This is a genomic window from Streptococcus parasanguinis (assembly GCF_040908565.1).
Lineage (GTDB): Bacteria > Bacillota > Bacilli > Lactobacillales > Streptococcaceae > Streptococcus > Streptococcus parasanguinis_AC.
Genome location: NZ_JBDGEA010000013.1, coordinates 16,437 through 32,499, shown reverse-complemented (window position 1 = coordinate 32,499; position 16,063 = coordinate 16,437). Strand labels below are relative to the sequence as shown.

The window sequence follows — 16,063 nt, the reverse complement described above, 5'->3', positions numbered from 1 at the left end:
AAGAGGATCTTGTAAAACGCTTACCTATAGACTTATTCTATCACAATAAGCTTTAAAATACTAGTTTTTTCCTAATTTTCCATTAGTCTTTTTGGATGATTGTTCCACTTTCAGACTCAATCAAAGCTCCAAGGTTTTCAAGTGAAGTGATGACTGCTTTTCCTTCTGGACGACCATTTACAAAAGCGATGGCAGCTTCTACTTTAGGAAGCATGCTTCCTGGTGCAAATTGGTCTTGTTTGATATATTCTTCCAATTGAGCCACATTCACATGTTCCAATTTCGCTTGGTCTGGTTTGTTGTAGTTCACAAAGACATAATCGACACCAGTCAAGACGATGAAGAGGTCTGCTTCTACCAATTCAGCCAAACGTTGAGATGCAAAGTCTTTATCGATAACCGCTTCAACACCTGTCAAGCTACCATCAGCTTCTTTCACAACAGGGATACCGCCACCACCGGCAGCTACAACCACTTGACCGTCGTTCAACAAAGTACGAATGGTATTGATTTCTTTGATATCCACTGGTTTTGGTGAAGCCACAACTTTACGCCAGCCACGACCAGCATCTTCTTTAAAGGTTGCACCTGATTTTTCAGCTTCTGCTTTTGCTTCTTCTTCTGAGTAGAATGGACCAATTGGTTTGCTGAGGTTAACAAAAGCTGGGTCGTTCTTATCAACAACGACTTGTGTCACAACAGAAGCCACATCTTTTTCAATTCCTTCTTCAAGAAGAGCATTTTGAAGAGCATTTTGAAGCCAGTAACCAATGCTTCCTTCGGTCATAGCAACTAATGAATCCAATGGGAAAGCTGGGTTCTTTTCAGAATTTGCAGCCAAGTGTTGGAGCAAGAGGTTCCCTACTTGAGGACCATTTCCGTGAGTGATGATCAACTCATCCCCATTTTTGATTAATTTAACTAAGTGTTTAGCTGTTTCTACAAGTGCTTCTTGTTGAGCTTGCGCAGAAGGATCAGATGAGAGAATAGCATTTCCTCCCAAAGCAACGACGATTTTTCTTGACATGAATTTTCCCTTTCTATAAAAAATAGGGGCAGGACTAAAGCTAGCAGTCCAGCCCCTATAGCTGTTGGTATACGGTTAAGTCTTAAACTTTTGGAATGTACAAGTTACCAAGAGTAGCTGCCATAACCGCTTTGATAGTGTGCATACGGTTTTCAGCTTGGTCAAAGTGACGAGCATATTTGCTGCGGAACACTTCGTCAGTAACTTCCATTTCTTCTACGCCGAATTTTTCAGCAACATCTTTACCGTAAACAGTGTTTGTATCGTGGAAGGCTGGCAAGCAGTGCAAGAAGATCAAGTCTTCGTTATCAGCTTTCTTAATCAAATCCATGTTTACTTGGTAAGGTTTCAAAAGGGCAACACGTTCTGCAAATTTGTCTTCTTCACCCATTGATACCCAAACGTCAGTGTAAAGTACGTCTGCACCTTTCACTGCTTCGTCAGCATCTTCAGTGATCAAGATATGAGCGCCACTTTCTTTTGCAAATCCTTCTGCCAATTCAACGATTTCTTTTTCTGGGAAGAGTTCTTTTGGTGAGAAGATGTGTACGTTCACGCCAAGGATAGCACCTGTTACAAGAAGGCTATTCGCAACGTTGTTACGTCCATCACCACAATATACAAGTGTCAAGCCTTCCAAACGTCCAAAGTTTTCTTGAACTGTCAAGTAGTCTGCAAGCATTTGAGTTGGGTGCCATTCGTCAGTCAAACCATTCCATACTGGAACACCTGAGAATTCAGCCAATTCTTCAACCATACGTTGGCTGAAACCACGGAATTCAATACCATCAAACATACGTCCAAGAACTTTAGCAGTATCTTCTGTAGATTCTTTTTTACCAAGTTGGATGTCGTTTGCACCTAGGTATTCTGGGTGAGCACCAAGGTCGATAGCTGCTGTTGTGAAGGCAGCACGAGTACGAGTTGAAGTTTTTTCAAACAAAAGCGCAATGTTTTTACCAGCAAGATAGTGGTGTTCAATGTTGCGTTTTTTAAGGTCTTTCAAGTGAGCTGAAAGTCCGATGAGGTATTCTAACTCTGCGCGTGTAAAGTCTTTTTCTGCCAAGAAGCTACGTCCTTGGAACACTGAATTTGTCATTCTATTTGTCTCCTATTTCTTTCTAGTATTGATCAGTAAGAAGGAAGAGCTGATCCCTCAAGACCAGCTCTCGGTCTTCTACATTAGATTTCTTCACGTTCAAATGGCATTGACATACAACGAGGTCCACCACGACCGCGAACCAATTCACTTCCGCGGATCTTGATCAAACGAAGCCCGTATTCTTCTAATTTCTTGTTCGTAACAGTGTTACGGTCGTATACGACTACCACACCAGGTGCGATTGTAAGAGTATTTGAACCGTCGTTCCATTGTTCACGAGCAGCAGCAACCACATTGCCATCGCCACAAGGGATCAATGTAACTTTTTCAACACCAAGGTTTTCAGCAAGCAATTCAGCCAAATCACCTTTTTCTTCAACAATCTTCAATGCTTCATTTTCATAGGTTACAGAGAAGACGCGAAGGTTCCCTTGGATTTCTGGGTGGATTGTGAATTTATCGTAGTCCACCATTGTGAATACTGTATCCAAGTGCATGAATTTACGGTTGTTCGCAAATTCGAAGGCCAATACTTTCTTGAAGCCAACGTTCTTCTTGAAGATGTTTACCAACAATTTTTCGATTGATGCAGCATCTGTACGTTGTGAGATACCAACTGCCAATACATCTTTAGAAAGCACCAACTCATCTCCACCTTCGATACGAGTATCTTCTTCACGGTTGTAGACAAGTTCAACTTTTCCACCATAAACTGGGTGGTATTTGAAGATGTATTTACCATACAAAGTTTCACGGTTACGTGTATCTGCGTACATGTGGTTCAATGATACTGCATTACCAATTGTAGCAAACGGGTCACGTGTGAAGTACAAGTTTGGCATTGGATCAATCGCAAATGGATAGTCAGATTCAACAAGGTCTGTCAATCCTTTGTCAGCTTCAGGAATTTCTGGAAGCTCAGCTTTTTGGAAACCAGCCATTGTTTTTTCAACCAACTCTTGGTTGTCTTTAATACCACGAAGGATTTCGCGAATAGCGTTTTTAGTTTGGCGTCCACGAATGTTCGCTTCATCAAGATATTCTTCGATAAATTGTTCGCGAATTTCTGGAGTAGTCAATGACTCAGCTGCCAATTTTTCAAGATAAAGTACTTCGATTCCTTCATTACGAAGCGCTTGAGCAAAATTGTCGTGTTCTTTTTGAGCATCTTCCAAGAAAGGAATATCATCAAAAAGAAGACGCTCTAGATAGTCAGGCATCAAGTTTTCCAACTCTTTACCCGGACGGTGCAACATTACTTTTTTCAGTTTTCCAATTTCTGAGAAAACATGAATTGGTTTAGTTGACATCTGTCATCCTCCTTTTTCTTCGAGCTTGTTCACAAGCTTTATTACAATTGTTATTATATTCTTTATTGTTACCGCTTTCATGAAGGATTCTACTTTTTTAATGCAAAGAATTTGGCATTATTTTGAATTATTCCTATTTTTTAGTTAATATGAAGCGTTTTCTTTGCATATTTTGTCTTTTATATTATTTTTATGAATATATATTTTTTTAAAAAAATAAAAAAGATCAACAAATTAATTGATCTCTTTAAAACTATTTAAAAAGTAGGCTGTATCTAGAAAGGTTAATTGTTTTCTTTCATATTGTATCTTATGAGAATCGATGAGTTTCTTTAAAACTTGATTGACGGTTTCTCGGGTTGTGGCCGCTAATTTGGCCAATTCCTTCATACTGATTGGAAATGGAAGTTGATTTCCTAAACTTTCATAGTCCTTACACAAGATAGCTAAAGATTGAACCACACGCTCACTGGCACTAGCTGTCACGACATTACGTAGACGCAACTCTTGAAATTCTAAAATTGACGAGAGCTTTCTCGTAATGAAGAGCAACTGCTCCTTACTCTCTTGGGCAGATGATTCATAGAGGTTGACGGGGATAACGAAACAACGCAAATCTGTCACCGCACTAGCTGTATAGTGGTAACGCTCATCCTGAAACATCCCTCCATAAGGGAACAGGGCCCCTTTCTTGATATAATCCATATAGGAAAATTGATCAGACGAATCGAATTGCTCAATGCGAGCAAAGCCTTTTGAAAGAAGAAAAATGCGATCCCGCTTATCTCCTGCATAAAATAAAATTTGTCCTTTTTGGATATCCCTAGCATGAATTTCAACAGCTAATTTATCAAATAGCTCCACTGGCAACGCAGAGAAGGCTGGATGCGAGCGGACCAACTGGTAATCTTCCTTTGTAATCATGTTTATACTTCCTCTTATTACTATTAATTAGTATAACATATTTTTTTGATAGAAGAGGGAAAGAAGCCTCTTTAAAACAGAAAAGTATTTCGAAACACCAAGTGAATTTTATGCTACTGTGATAGAAGAAAAGGTCTGAGCAACCCTCAGACCTTCCGTCAATTATTCATTCATATTCACACGATGCCATTCATTGATGACATAAGCTAGTTCTCCCAACTGATAAAGACCAACACCACTGATTTCAGAACTTTCTGGGGTCGTTCCACCCAGTCCTGCAGTATAGATGGCAACCAAATAAGGGGTCGATTCATGGACAATGGCATCCACATTGAGCGCTTCCGCAACATAGCCCGGTTTTTGTTGAATGACCAAATCTGGCAAGAATTTCTTATAGTACTCACCTGGGAAAGATTCCCCAATCAATTCCAACAAATCTGCATATTTTTCTTGATGATTCCAAAGATATTGCAAGACATGGATATAATAATCCGTTGTCGTTTTATTATCTTCGCTAAAGGTTTTGACTTCTGGTGAGCGAGATTGACCATAGCGACTGAATAACTTGCGCGCTTGCTCCATTCCCCCTAAACGATCTGCCAAGGCATAGGCTGGGGTATTTTCAGAGTAAACTAATGAATAGCGTTGCATATCAGGGATAGACATGGCTCCATCAAAGGCAGCAACGTAATTGTCATGTTCCCCTACATATTCATAGTAGGTATTGGTAATGTCAAACCGATCTGTTAAATTGAGTTTCCCCTTTGTGACCTCATCCACCACCAACATGTTCAACGGTAGCTTATAGGTACTTCCTGCCGTCATTGGTTGAAGATCATTCATGGCAAATTGCTCTCCTGTAATGGCATTGCGATACGTGAAGGCAACTTGTGACGGATCAATTCCACTTTCCGCTAGGAAATCCTGGACAACCTCTACCAACCCCTTATTAGCATAATCATAGACAAGGCCATAAGCACTCATCGTTTCCATGTCTGCGTCTACTACTGCTTGCTTGGCTTCAGGAGATTTGACACGTGGTTTTTTCGTCTCAGGCGTAGACTTTTCTATATCTTTTTCTTTTACTTCTTTTGTTTTCTTTGCTTTTTTTTCAATTGCTGATGCTGTTGGTTGCGTAACATGCAAGTAGCCCAGTGCGCTTGTTCCCACTAAGCACAATAGAATACTGATCGCAATCATGATCGAGCGTAGATTAAAATATTTTTTCATACGAGATTAATTATAAAAGATTCTACTGAAAATAACAAGAATTATCAGAAATAGAAAACGATTTCTTTTTAAAAAGTTTATTTCTTTTCATCAAAGGCTTATTTTCGTTTAAAGGAGCCCATAATGAGCTTAGCGATCTCACGCGCAATCGTCCGGAATAAGGAACTCAAGAAGGAATCCTTAGCTTTTTCAAGACTGGATTTTCTTGGGCGACCTGGACTGCGCTTTTGCTCTGTTTTTTCCGCCGTAGCTCGTTCTTTTTCTGCTTCTTTTTTCTCCTCTTCTTGTGCTTCCTTGCTTGCTTTAGCTGCTAATTTTTCATAGGCAGATTCCCGATCAATCGTCGTCGCATACTTTTGATGGAAAGGCGATGTCGTGATTAAGGCCAATTGTTCACTTTCATTTAAGAGGTCAAAACTCGATTGAGGAGAGAGAATATAAGCACGCTCAACAACACTAGGTTGCCCCTTCTCATTCAGGAAAGAAACCAAGGCTTCCCCTGTCCCTAATTCTGTGATCACTGTTTCTGTATCAAAGTCTGGATTCGGACGAAAACTTTGGGCAGCCACCTTGATGGCCTTCATTTCTTTTGGTGTATAAGCTCGAAGAGCATGTTGTACACGATTTCCAAGCTGTGCCAAAACAGATTCTGGTAGATCTTGAGGATTTTGGGTAATAAAGTAAATCCCCACCCCTTTTGAACGAATTAATCGAACCACTTGCTCGACCTTCTCAAGAAAGAGCTTGCTTGCATCCTTAAAGAGGAGATGGGCTTCATCAAAGAAGAAAACCAGTTTTGGCTTTTCGGGATCCCCAACCTCGGGAAGTGTTTCAAAGAGGCGAGACAACATCCAAATTAAAAAGGTTGAATACAATTTTGGTGAATGAAAGAGCTTTGTAGCCGAAAGAATATTGATATACCCACGCCCTGATGCATCGAGTTGCATAAAGTCATTTAAATCAAGTGCAGGCTCTCCGAAAAACTGATCCGCTCCTTCTTCTTCAAGAACCAAGAGGCTTCTTTGGATCGCACCGACAGATTGTTTGGTGATATTACCATATTGGGCAGAATAGTCTGAGCTGTGTTCATAGACTTCCTTTAAAAGGCTTTGCAGGTCCTTCAAATCAATCAAAGGCCAATCTTTCTCTTGAGCCACTTTAAAGACAATTGCAAGAATTCCTGATTGAGTTTCATTCAAATCAAGCAGACGAGAAAGAAGCAATGACCCCATTCCTTCGACAGTCGCACGAACAGGGTGACCAGCTTGGCCAAAGACATCCCACAATCGAACAGGGAAGGCTTGCGGCTCAAACGGATCTGTGAGACCAAGCAGTTTGTAGCGTTCTTCCAGTTTTGGAGTCCATTGCCCCGCTTTGGCTAAACCAGATAAATCTCCCTTGATATCAGCTAGAAAGACCGGAATGCCCTCTTTGCTTAATTTTTCTGTGAGGACCTTGAGGGTAACTGTTTTCCCTGTCCCTGTTGCTCCTGCAATCAAGCCATGACGATTCAACATCCGTAAATAGATAGGCGTCTCAACTGCTCCTTTGGTAATGGTAATACTAGTCATTTTATTTCTCCCTGAATGTTTCAGTTTTCATTTTAACGGTCATCTTTTCCTTGCCTAGGCCCTTCAAACTGGGCTTCTGATAAGTAAGACACACTCCTATTAGTGTATCATTTTCCTGTCCAAACGCAAGAAATTATACTCCGATTTTCCGGATACAAACAAAAAAATCTATAAGAGCCAATTGTCGCTCTTATAGATTCCTTTATTTTATTATTTTGCTGCTGCAAACAAGTCATTAACTTTATTCCAGTTGATCACTGAGAAGAAAGCTTTGATGTAGTCAGGACGTACGTTACGGTATTTTACGTAGTAGGCATGTTCCCAAACATCCAAACCAAGGATTGGTGTTTTTCCTTCAGAGATTGGTGTATCTTGGTTTGCTGTTGAAGTGACTTCAAGTTTACCTTCTTTGTTGACAACCAACCATGCCCAGCCAGAACCAAAACGTGTCGTTGCTGCTGCTGTGAAGGCTGCTTTGAAGTCTTCAAATGAACCAAATGTGGCATCAATAGCTGCAGCAAGTTCTGCTGAAGGAGCTGTTTGTTCTGGAGTCATCAATTCCCAGAAAAGAGCGTGGTTCAAATGACCACCACCATTGTTGATCACAGCTTGGCGAATGTCAGCTGGAATGGATTCAACATTAGCTAACAAGCTTTCAAGGTCTTCTCCAATTTCAGGATGTTTTTCAAGAGCTGCATTCACATTGTTTACATATGTTTGATGGTGTTTATCATGGTGCAAATGCATGGTTTCTTCATCGATATAAGGTTCCAATGCATCATAAGCATATGGTAATTCTGGTAAAATGATAGCCATTTTATGGTCCTCTTTTCTTTATTACTGATTTGATGATAACGCAAACAGCTAAATTATTCAACTAATCTGCTTGCAATTTCATTCATGTTTAGACGCTATTTGCCACTTTTAAAAGTGCCACATCAAATAAGTAGTCTTTATCATACGTTCCACTTTTAATTGCATAATCCGTCTCGATGAAGGTCATCATGGCCTGCTTCAAAAAGGACAGGGAAAGCTTGCGGCTATCCCGTAAGGCAAACTTCACCTGATATGGATTGACCTTGCGTCCTGACAACTCTGACAAGCTCGCTACGATTTGGCTTTCGGATTGACCTTCTTCTGAAAATATTTTTACTTGAGAAAACATTCGGAATTGTCCCAACAGAATAGCAATCAATTTTATTTCATCTTCTCCTTGTAAGCGGAGATCTTTCACCAAATTCCGGGCTTGATCGATTTGGCGTTTGAGAATCATTTGGGTCAGATCAAAAATATTATCTTGCAAGGTTTTGGGAACAACCTCCTCAATATCTTCGAGGGTAATCTGACCATCCTCTTTATAAGCCTGCAAAAGAGCGAGATTCTTCTGTAACTCTCCAAAATCATAGCCAGATTTTAAAAGTAGTTGGTCCAAGGAATCGCCCACAAACTGCAGGGCCAATTCTTGGGCTTGGCTTGCAAAATAGCGCTTTACCTCTTGCTCTTTAGGAGTCGCTGCTTCAATGATTTGGGCATCCCGTTTTAGGAGTTTGACCAAGCGACGCTTACTATCTAATTTTCCTTCTGCAAAGATCAGCAAATGGGTCGATTCAGAAGGATTTTCCAGGTAGTTTTCAAATTGCTTCAGATCTTCATCTGTTAAATAGCGTTTTTTGGCAGTAGTCAGATCCAATAAGTGATCCAAAATCACAATTTTTTCATCAGCGAAAAAGGGAAGACTGACCAAATCCAGCTCTACCTCAGCATAGGAGGCTTCCTTCATATCAAAATAAGAATAATTCAAATCTGAGGGATCATAGCCTATTTTTTTTAAAATGTCTTTTTTTAACCATTCAAATTGACCTACATCCTCGCCTGTCAAGACAAGAATAGAAGGCAGAGTTTGAACCGTCAGATGTTTAGTGTCGGTAATTGCTTGCATGAAACTCTCTTATCTTTATCCGTTTAGTGGATTTCGTGTTCAGCAGCCATTTTTTGTTCCAATGGTGGTTTTTCATCGGACAAATCAGGTGCTCCTACAAAATTAGGAATTTGCTCAAACGAGTTGCCTCCAAAGCTCCCCCCTGTCGCGGTGACCTGTGGTTCAGAAGTTACTCCCATAGGAGTTTCTACTGGTTGTGGGAAGGTATTTTTTCCTGGAAGCATCATGAGAATCAGGAGAGAAATAACTGTAATCACCCAAAGAAATAGGAAAATATCTAGCCCTGACAATAAATAGAGTAAAACCGGACCAAGGTTCAAAAAGATCCAAGACCAATGGATCCCAGCATCCCGCAAGCGACGTACACAAATGGCTTGACTGGGTACCAAAATGAGGAAGTAAAAGAATGCTAAGAAAGCGAGTGCCCATAGACCTGTTTTAGAATGAACAGTTGAAAAATTGAGTATTTCTTGAGCATTTTGATGGGATAAAGAAGTCACGATGTAAAAAACCCAAAGAGGCAAAGAAATCAGGAAATTCCAGAAAAAAGCTAGCCAAAAATGGGCTCGACTGGTCTTACTTGAAAAATCTGCATACTGTATCCAAAATTGCTTAAATGCGTTCATACGATTCTACCTTTACATTGATTTCACCTTCTATAATAGCAATTTTCAGCATAGAAAGCAAACCTCTCCTTATCTCTAGCGAACCGTTTCTACCCTCCAATGATCCCACCCAATCAAGCGAATCGCTCCTCTTTCATCGGTACGAAGATAAGAAATAGATCGTTCCTCTAGACGATCGAGCAATTCTTTATGAGGATGCTGGTAGCGATTTTTCTTTCCAACGGAGATTAAGGCCAATTGAGGATGTAACTGGTCTAAAAATACACCACTAGAGGAACCTTTAGAACCGTGGTGGCCTACTTTCAAGATATCTACTTGTAATTGGGGATAGTTTCCCAATAGTTTTTTCTCTCCAGCTTCTTCCAGATCACCTGTGAACAAAAATCGTTTCTGATAGAACTGCCCATAGAGGACAATCGAGTCATCATTTTTACCATCTCCCACTTCATCAGGGGATAAGACTTCTAGATCATGATCAAAAATAGGAAGTCGATCCCCTCTTTGGACTACTTTAATCGGGCTATGAAGCTGTTTCAATTTCTCTCGAAATTGAGAATTGGTTAGACTACCTGGACTAACATAGACTTTTTTAACTGGGATTTGTTTGGCAACCTCCACCATATCGCCCATATGGTCCTGGTCTGTATGAGTCAAGACCAGCGCATCGATTTTTCCAACACCTCGACTCTTGAGATAAGGAATCAGGGTTTGATCCGCATTGGCAGATTGACTTCGCTCTTGCCACTTGTTTCCACTTTTAAAAGTGACGCGTCCTCCGACATCAATCAAAATGGTCCTTCCTTTCCAATCGCGTAAAAAGATACTGTCTCCTTGACCGATATCCACCATGGTGATCTCATTTTCTAAAGGATGCTTGGTCCAACAAAAGATGAGTAGAATCATACCTATGAACAGGAAACGACCTTTTTTTTGCTTTCGAAGATCATACAAGATCCCTAAAAGAAGGAAGAGAGCAATCAGAGCTGGTCCCGTCGGCTGACCAAATACCAACGGCAGCGACGTGAGCTTTGAAATCCAACGAATACACTCCTCTATGAGAAGAAAGAAACTGTTAAAAATTGTAAGGGGCTTTAGAATCGATAAGATAAATAGCACCGTCAAACCTGGAAGAAGGACAAGGTCAAATAAGAAAGAAAAGAGGAAGGTTAAAGGGAGTGACCAGGGTTGAAAGACACTAAAATAATAGGTCAAAAGGGGCAAAATCCCCAGGCTAATCCAGAAACTTTCCACTAGCACCTTTTTAATTCCTGAATAAGAATTAGTAACTACCAAGGTCAAAATAAAGGCATAGGCACAACTCAAGACGCCTCCAGCTGTCAGGAGAAACTTGGGCATGAGAATCATTAAGAGCATCAAGGTCATCGCCATATTTTCCATCCCTCGTATGCCCTTTTGAGAGAGGAGTTTTTGTAAGAGACTGCGAACAACTGAAACAGAAAAACCTGTCAAGCCAGCATAGATCAAAGAGATTGGAAGCATCCAGATATCGACTGTCTCTTGCAAGATTCCTAGACGTAAGAGAGCTTTTCGGATCCCATTGATGAAAAAGCCAACCTGCATCCCAGATAAGGCGAATAAATGAATAATTCCCAAACTCGTGTAAAGCTGATCCATCTCCTCAAAATCCGTATCTAAATAACCAAAAAGAAGGCCGGTCATATACTGGTTCATTGGATGTGGAAAGTTCTCCTTGCTCCAAACAATGGCTTGACGCCTCCATTGAGATAGCCAATCGAAAACATTCCACGTTTGGATGGGAAGCGCAGATTGGATCGTTTCAATTCTAATTTGGTGATATATTCCCTGAGTCTTCAAATAAGCTCGATAGTCAAAACCTCTAAAATTTCGCTGCCCTTCTGGTTCTTCTATAACACCTTTATATGTCAACTCCAGCAAGTGGGTTTGACTTTGCCACTGCTGTTTTTCTTTTTCTGATTTTAAAGTATAGAAAACTTGATAGGTCCTTCCCTGATTTTTAGCACGAAAAGACAGGGCGTCCCCGTTGATCTTGATGGTATCTGGAATCAGGAGTAAGTGGCGTGGGGGCTGACTTTCTACTTGTACTGGATGATCCTGTAGTCGCTGAAAGACAAAGAAGACCGCAAAACAAAGTGTTGCTAAACCAAGACATAGCAAACTTGAGCGCTTCCCTTTATAGTGATGAACCGCTAAAACTCCCACTACTACTAGACCGCTGATCGAAAGCCAAGATGGTTGATAGATACTAAAATACAGCCATAGAAGCAAAAAGGCGAGATGGACAAGCGAAAAAGGAAGGTTTTTAATCCACCGTGAAAGCATCTCTTAGTTTCTCCAGTGTTTTCTCTCCGATTCCTGAAACATTTTTTAGATCATCCACTGATCGAAAAGGACCATTTGCTTCGCGATAGGCGATAATATCCTGGGCACGTTTCTGGCCAATGCCTGATACGGTTTGGAGCTCTGATTCGGTCGCTCGATTTAAATGGACCTTGCCTGTTTTTTCTGCTGGCGCTGACGAAGTTGCAGAACTTTCTGAACTTCCAAGTGCTGGAACATCCTCCCCTTCTTTAGCAACATAAATCACTGCTTCATCAGAGAGTTTTTGCGCCAAGTTGACCGATTGGCTATTGGCTTCCGCAGTCATTCCACCCGCCTTATGAATGGCATCGTGAACTCTGCTATCAGAGCGTAACTCATAGACACCTGGTTGTTTAACAGCCCCTTTGACATCGACCGTAATGATTTCGGGCGCATCAGACACTGAAGCAGCTGGCTTTTCTTCTCTTGAACTAGAAGCAGATATCTTTTCTTTGCTCGAAGTTGAACTAGAAGCCTGATAAAGATCCGGTATAGTGGATGCATTTGACTGAGGTCGATGGAAAAGGAAATATCCTCCAAGTAAGAGTCCGATAGCTGTAAGTGCTAAAAAGAGCTTATATTCTTTGATTTTTTCTATGATATCCTCCATAAGAAACCTCCTCTCACTTTTATTATTCGTAAAAATAAAAAAAACTGAGAAAAACTCTCAGTTTTTTATTTGTTTTTTCGATGTTTGTCTGGATCCCATACAAAACTTGCTAGATAACTAAAGAGCAAGGTCAAGATGCCCACGACTAAGACAAGAGGAATCAAAAGGATTTTTAACAAACGAATCAAGATAAACGGTTTTGTTGGAGTGTTGATCGCTTGCGCTTCCGCATCCAAACGGTCAAACTCCTCTTGAATACGACGGGCAACTTCTGCCACTCCTTCGTCATTCATCTTTTTAATATCCGAAATATCAATCGGATGTCCAAAGTTCATATCAATGCGTTCACCCGTTGCCAACCCTTTCAAGTCTCTTGGACCAGTATATGTCACTGGCATGATACGGACCTTAGCCATTTTGGCAATGATGGCAACACCGCCTTTGACGTCTTGAGAATGACGGCTTCCACTTGGAAACATAATCAAGGAACGGTTGCTCTTTTTCAGCATATTGACAGGATACTTAATAGCTTCTGCTCCCGGATTTTCACGGTCGATCGGAAAAGCACCACACATGCGAATCCACCAGCCAAAAATACGATTGGTAAAGAGCTCTTTTTTTGCCATAAAGATAAATTGCTTTGGCTTGGTCGCGAAGGCCATATAGACCGGATCCCACCAAGTCCGGTGAGGGGATACCAAGATGTAGTTCTCTTCCCGATCTGGAATATTGTCCTTATGATGGTAATGGGCATTCCCATTTAAAACCCAAAGAATAAAGGCAACAAGGCCCCGTAAATAGGTGTAAAACATAGTTGTTCCTCAAATCCATTTCATTAATCTTTACAAGATATTCCATCCTGTAAAAGGTTCTTTCTTATTATACCGTATCCTGATTTTGACCGCAAACCTTTTTTAGATAAAAATTGACTCAGCGGACCGATTCTAGATAGTCTTTTTCTCAAAAAAATGATATCATATTGTCTATGGAAACGAATGATTTAAAGGGCTTGTCCCTCAGTGAAGTCCGTAAGAAAATGGATCGCGGACAAACCAATGATTTTACAACGAATACAAGTACCAGTACCTGGCAAATCATCAAGCGCAACGTCTTCACCTTGTTTAATACCTTAAACTTTGTGATTGCCTTAGCCTTGGCTGCTGTACAGGCCTGGAGCAATATGATCTTTTTCGCAGTCATTTGCTTCAATGCCATTACAGGGATCATGACCGAGATGCGCGCCAAGCGGATGATTGATAAACTCAACCTCATGAGTCGTGAGCTAGTGACTGTCATTCGAGATGGGGAAAAAGATGCGATTCCACCAGAAAAGCTTGTTCTAGGTGATTTAATGCTTCTGTCTTCGGGTGAGCAGATCCCTAGTGATGCCGAAGTCATGTCCGGTATTGCAGAAGCCAATGAGGCTATGCTGACTGGTGAGAGTGACCTGGTCTTAAAAGAAGTTGGTGATGAACTGCTTTCTGGTAGTTATATTGCCAGTGGTCAAGTCTATGCCCGTGTCAAGCGAGTTGGGGCAAACAACTATGCCAACAAACTGATGATGGAAGCCAAAACCTTGAAGCCTATCAATTCGCGTATTCTTTATAACTTAGCGAAAATCTCTAGCTTTACTGGGAAAATTATCATCCCATTTGGCCTTGCCCTCTTCTTTGAAGCATTGTTGATCAAGATGCTACCGATCAAGGATTCTGTCGTGAATTCTTCCACAGCTCTCTTGGGAATGTTGCCAAAAGGAATTGCCCTACTGACGGTTACGTCTCTTTTGACGGCGGTTATTAAGCTCGGCATGCGCAAGGTCCTTGTTCAAGAAATGTATTCCGTCGAAACCCTGGCGCGTGTGGATACCTTGTGTCTAGATAAGACCGGGACCATCACTCAAGGGAAGATGACAGTCGAAGCTCTCCATAGCTTATCCGAACATTTTTCTGAGGAAACGATCCAGGTCATCCTCTCTGCTTACATGCAAAATAGTGAGGACACCAATCCTACTGCTCAAGCTATTCGCAAGGCTTATGGGGAGTTGGAGCATGCTTATACTGCAGAAAACATTATTCCTTTCTCAAGTGATCGGAAATGGGGAGCCATGCACCTCTCCAATCTTGGCACCGTCTTTCTCGGTGCTCCTGAAATGCTCCTTCAAGAAAATCCAACTGCTGTCGTCGAAGCACAAGGCCGTGGATCGCGCGTTCTCGTCTTAGCACACAGTTCAGAACAGATCAGCATGCAGGAATTGAAACTGCCTGAAAATCTTGAAGGAATTGCCGTTATTGAGATTACAGACCCCATTCGTGAAGGGGCTTCTGATACCCTCGAGTATCTTCGCTCTGAAGGCGTGGATCTTAAGATCATCTCTGGTGACAACCCTGTGACGGTCTCTTATATCGCTCAACAAGCGGGCTTCAAAAACTACGAAAACTACATCGATTGTTCCAAAATTTCTGATGATCAATTAGTGGATCAAGCAGAGGAAACAGCCATCTTTGGACGCGTATCCCCTCACCAAAAGAAACTGCTCATTCAAACCTTGAAAGCAGCTGGTCGAACGACAGCTATGACTGGAGACGGGGTCAATGATATCCTCGCTCTTCGTGAAGCAGACTGCTCCATCGTAATGGCTGAAGGAGATCCTGCAACCCGTCAAATTGCCAATATCGTTCTTTTGAACTCTGACTTTAATGATGTTCCAGAAATTCTATTCGAAGGTCGTCGTGTGGTCAATAACATTGGACGAATCGCTCCGATTTTCTTCATCAAAACGATCTATTCCTTCCTCTTGTCTATTATCTGTATCGCCAGTGCCCTTTTCTTCAATGTCAATTATTTGCTGGTTTTTCCATTCATCCCTATTCAAATCACCTTGATTGACCAATTCGTCGAAGGGTTCCCACCATTTGTGTTGACCTTTGAACGCAATATCAAACCGGTTGAAAAACACTTCTTAAGACGTTCCCTTCTGTTAGCCTTACCAAGCGCCTTGATGGTCGTCTTTAGTGTCTTGTTCATTCGCCTTTGGGGAGCAAGCCATGGTTGGTCTGCAGCCGATATGTCTACTGTATCCTATTACTTACTTGGATCCATCGGTTTCCTATCCGTCATCCGTGCTTGCCTTCCACTAAATATCTGGCGGGCCCTCCTCATTCTCTTCTCTGTTGTAGGATTCTACGCATCTGCGGTCGTATTGAAAAACTTGATCGAGATTTCCCTCCTTACAGCCACTACTTTCCCAGTTTATCTGGCATTGATGGCCATCTTTACAGGAGTCTTTATCCTCACAACGATTCTCCAAAAATATGAATTTGATTAAAAAAAGTTGAGAGTAAAAACTCTCAACTTTTTCTGTTC

Annotated in this window: 13 protein-coding genes; 1 reads left to right on the top strand and 12 read right to left on the bottom strand. The window is 41.3% G+C overall.

Annotated elements, in window-relative coordinates; all coding sequences use genetic code 11:
* Nucleotides 1-82: 82 nt before the first annotated feature.
* From arcC to AB5Y61_RS07255, 12 genes are all read right to left on the bottom strand, one after another.
* Nucleotides 83-1,027 carry a carbamate kinase gene (arcC, locus tag AB5Y61_RS07310; RefSeq protein ID WP_368403692.1) on the bottom strand — a complete coding sequence of 315 codons (945 nt, stop codon included), beginning with the start codon at nt 1,025-1,027 and terminating at the stop codon, nt 83-85.
* An 82-nt stretch (nt 1,028-1,109) separates the two neighbouring features.
* Nucleotides 1,110-2,126 (bottom strand): ornithine carbamoyltransferase, encoded by a 1,017-nt coding sequence (gene argF / locus AB5Y61_RS07305; RefSeq protein WP_003006350.1) that lies wholly within the window; start codon nt 2,124-2,126, stop codon nt 1,110-1,112.
* An 83-nt stretch (nt 2,127-2,209) separates the two neighbouring features.
* Nucleotides 2,210-3,439 (bottom strand): arginine deiminase, encoded by a 1,230-nt coding sequence (gene arcA / locus AB5Y61_RS07300; protein WP_368403691.1) that lies wholly within the window; start codon nt 3,437-3,439, stop codon nt 2,210-2,212.
* A gap of 234 nt (nt 3,440-3,673) precedes the next feature.
* On the bottom strand, nt 3,674-4,363 hold the full coding sequence (locus AB5Y61_RS07295) for a Crp/Fnr family transcriptional regulator (protein ID WP_070595138.1): 690 nt from the start codon (nt 4,361-4,363) through the stop codon (nt 3,674-3,676).
* Nucleotides 4,364-4,525: 162 nt separating this feature from the next.
* Nucleotides 4,526-5,593: a serine hydrolase gene (locus tag AB5Y61_RS07290; protein WP_368403690.1), complete on the bottom strand. Its 1,068-nt coding sequence runs from the start codon at nt 5,591-5,593 to the stop codon at nt 4,526-4,528.
* 98 nt (nt 5,594-5,691) lie between these two features.
* Nucleotides 5,692-7,164: a helicase HerA-like domain-containing protein gene (locus tag AB5Y61_RS07285; protein WP_368403689.1), complete on the bottom strand. Its 1,473-nt coding sequence runs from the start codon at nt 7,162-7,164 to the stop codon at nt 5,692-5,694.
* Between the two features lie 210 nt (nt 7,165-7,374).
* A complete protein-coding gene (gene sodA, locus AB5Y61_RS07280; protein WP_061455362.1) occupies nt 7,375-7,980 on the bottom strand; it encodes a superoxide dismutase SodA in 606 nt (201 codons plus the stop codon).
* 88 nt (nt 7,981-8,068) lie between these two features.
* Complete coding sequence (holA, locus tag AB5Y61_RS07275) at nt 8,069-9,103, bottom strand: DNA polymerase III subunit delta (RefSeq protein WP_368403688.1); 1,035 nt, start codon at nt 9,101-9,103, stop codon at nt 8,069-8,071.
* A gap of 23 nt (nt 9,104-9,126) precedes the next feature.
* A complete protein-coding gene (locus tag AB5Y61_RS07270; protein ID WP_368403687.1) occupies nt 9,127-9,729 on the bottom strand; it encodes a DUF805 domain-containing protein in 603 nt (200 codons plus the stop codon).
* A gap of 75 nt (nt 9,730-9,804) precedes the next feature.
* Complete coding sequence (locus AB5Y61_RS07265) at nt 9,805-12,051, bottom strand: DNA internalization-related competence protein ComEC/Rec2 (RefSeq protein ID WP_368403686.1); 2,247 nt, start codon at nt 12,049-12,051, stop codon at nt 9,805-9,807.
* Nucleotides 12,032-12,700, bottom strand: a complete 669-nt coding sequence (locus AB5Y61_RS07260) for a helix-hairpin-helix domain-containing protein (RefSeq protein ID WP_368403685.1) — start codon at nt 12,698-12,700, stop codon at nt 12,032-12,034. The genes AB5Y61_RS07265 and AB5Y61_RS07260 overlap by 20 nt, the downstream gene beginning before the upstream one ends.
* A 65-nt stretch (nt 12,701-12,765) precedes the next feature.
* The gene (locus tag AB5Y61_RS07255; protein WP_003006324.1) at nt 12,766-13,512 is read right to left on the bottom strand and encodes a lysophospholipid acyltransferase family protein; all 747 of its coding nucleotides are present in this window, start codon (nt 13,510-13,512) and stop codon (nt 12,766-12,768) included.
* A 173-nt stretch (nt 13,513-13,685) separates the two neighbouring features.
* On the opposite strand from AB5Y61_RS07255, the gene AB5Y61_RS07250 reads away from it, so the two are divergent.
* Nucleotides 13,686-16,025, top strand: coding sequence for a cation-translocating P-type ATPase (locus AB5Y61_RS07250; RefSeq protein WP_368403684.1), 2,340 nt, complete (start codon nt 13,686-13,688; stop codon nt 16,023-16,025).
* The last annotated feature ends 38 nt before the right edge of the window (nt 16,026-16,063 follow it).

Excerpts from the sequence above, each read along its gene's own strand:
- arcC (WP_368403692.1), bottom strand. The coding sequence starts at position 1,027 with ATGTCAAGAAAAATCGTCGTTGCTTTGGGAGGAAATGCTATTCTCTCA.
- argF (WP_003006350.1), bottom strand. The coding sequence starts at position 2,126 with ATGACAAATTCAGTGTTCCAAGGACGTAGCTTCTTGGCAGAAAAAGAC.
- arcA (WP_368403691.1), bottom strand. The coding sequence starts at position 3,439 with ATGTCAACTAAACCAATTCATGTTTTCTCAGAAATTGGAAAACTGAAA.
- AB5Y61_RS07295 (WP_070595138.1), bottom strand. The coding sequence starts at position 4,363 with ATGATTACAAAGGAAGATTACCAGTTGGTCCGCTCGCATCCAGCCTTC.
- AB5Y61_RS07290 (WP_368403690.1), bottom strand. The coding sequence starts at position 5,593 with ATGAAAAAATATTTTAATCTACGCTCGATCATGATTGCGATCAGTATT.
- AB5Y61_RS07285 (WP_368403689.1), bottom strand. The coding sequence starts at position 7,164 with ATGACTAGTATTACCATTACCAAAGGAGCAGTTGAGACGCCTATCTAT.
- sodA (WP_061455362.1), bottom strand. The coding sequence starts at position 7,980 with ATGGCTATCATTTTACCAGAATTACCATATGCTTATGATGCATTGGAA.
- holA (WP_368403688.1), bottom strand. The coding sequence starts at position 9,103 with ATGCAAGCAATTACCGACACTAAACATCTGACGGTTCAAACTCTGCCT.
- AB5Y61_RS07270 (WP_368403687.1), bottom strand. The coding sequence starts at position 9,729 with ATGAACGCATTTAAGCAATTTTGGATACAGTATGCAGATTTTTCAAGT.
- AB5Y61_RS07265 (WP_368403686.1), bottom strand. The coding sequence starts at position 12,051 with ATGCTTTCACGGTGGATTAAAAACCTTCCTTTTTCGCTTGTCCATCTC.
- AB5Y61_RS07260 (WP_368403685.1), bottom strand. The coding sequence starts at position 12,700 with ATGGAGGATATCATAGAAAAAATCAAAGAATATAAGCTCTTTTTAGCA.
- AB5Y61_RS07255 (WP_003006324.1), bottom strand. The coding sequence starts at position 13,512 with ATGTTTTACACCTATTTACGGGGCCTTGTTGCCTTTATTCTTTGGGTT.
- AB5Y61_RS07250 (WP_368403684.1), top strand. The coding sequence starts at position 13,686 with ATGGAAACGAATGATTTAAAGGGCTTGTCCCTCAGTGAAGTCCGTAAG.